Origin of the sequence: Mesorhizobium sp. M0751 (genome assembly GCF_040320265.1) — a bacterium.
Lineage (GTDB): Bacteria > Pseudomonadota > Alphaproteobacteria > Rhizobiales > Rhizobiaceae > Mesorhizobium.
In genome coordinates this window covers 1-1480 of record NZ_JAMYPH010000071.1, presented here as the reverse complement: position 1 = coordinate 1480, position 1480 = coordinate 1, and the positions used below count along the sequence as shown (strand labels likewise).

Annotated in this window: 1 protein-coding gene; it reads left to right on the top strand. The window is 59.4% G+C overall.

The window, feature by feature from the left end:
- Positions 1-1389 (top strand): aminotransferase family protein (locus NKI19_RS32660; RefSeq protein WP_352951295.1); only part of this gene is annotated, 1389 nt, incomplete at its 5' end.
- Positions 1390-1480: the final 91 nt, after the last annotated feature.

Here is a 1480-nt window from a genome sequence, read left to right as displayed (position 1 = left end):
CAGGTCACAAAGATGTCTACACAGAGTGTCGTTCAGCCGAAACCCGTTGAGAGGGAACCCTCCGGAAAGGCGTTCTACGCCGGGCGCGGAGTCAGCGAAACGTTCAACGTGTCGTATGGCAAGGGAATCTTCTTCTGGGATACCAACGGCAAACGCTATCTCGACGGCTCGTCCGGCGCGGTCGCCGCCAATCTTGGCCATGGCAACGAGCGGATCCGCGACGCCATGGTCGAACAGGCCAATCGTATCAGTTACGTGGTGCGTACGGCGTTCACCAGCGAATCAACCGACACGCTCTGCAAGGTCATCTCGGACCTGGCAGGCCCAGGGTTCGATCAGACCTTTCTTGTTTCGGGTGGATCCGAAGCGGTCGAAGCCGCACTAAAGCTCGCACGCCAATACGCCGTGGTGACCGGCCAAACGAAGCGCTCTAAAATTCTTGCACGTATGCCAGGCTATCATGGAGCGACGCTCGGTGCCGCGGCGGTCACCGGCGATCCGGACCGGGACGAGATGTTCGGACCGATCATGCAAGTAATGCCCAAGGTGCCGGCGCCACTGAGCTACCGGGTCCCTGAAGGCTTTGATGTCAAATCTCACGCCGATTACTGTGCGAATGCGCTCGAACAGCAGATCCTCGCAGAAGGTGAGGATACAGTGCTTGCCTTCATCATGGAGCCGGTCGGCGGCATCGCCACCGGCGCATTGGTGGCGCCGAACAGTTACTATTCCAACGTTCGGAAGATTTGCGATCGCTATGGCGTTCTGTTGATCTTCGACGAGGTGATGTGTGGCGCCGGCCGAACCGGAAGCTTTCTGGCCGCCCATCACTGGCCCGACGCCCTTCCCGACCTCGTCGTCTGCGCCAAAGGCTTGAGCGCTGGCTACACGCCGCTAGGCGCCATGATCGCCCCCAACAGAATCGTGGACAAGGTCGTTGAGTCCGGTGGGTTTTTGCATGGTCACACCTATTCCGGCAATCCCCTCTCCTCGGCAATCGGCGTCGCGGTTCTCAAAGAGATGCTGGACCGCGACCTGATGGGCAACGCCCAGCGTATGGGCGTCGTGCTGCGGCAAAAGCTCAACGCGTTGAAAGATCGGAGCACCACCATTGGCGACGTGCGGGGAATGGGCCTTCTGAACGCGGTGGAAATCGTCGAGAACAAGGCGACCAAGGCGATTTTCCCTGGCACCAAGCAGGCATCCTATCGCGTGTCCGAAATCGCCCGCGAACTCGGACTGCACCTCTACGCACGCCGCGCCGCTAGCGGAAAGTTCGGGGAATGGTTCATGGCAGCTCCACCGCTTATCATAACCGAGCCGGAAATCGACCTTTTCATGGAGCTTCTCACGGAGACGTTCCGGATATTTGAAAGCGAAAACCAATGAGCCGGAGGAGCCCCTCTCTCGCAGAGCCAGCTATCGTCGGCACGCTTGACAAGGACCTTATAGCGGAAGCGACAGCTTGGCGCCGCGATTT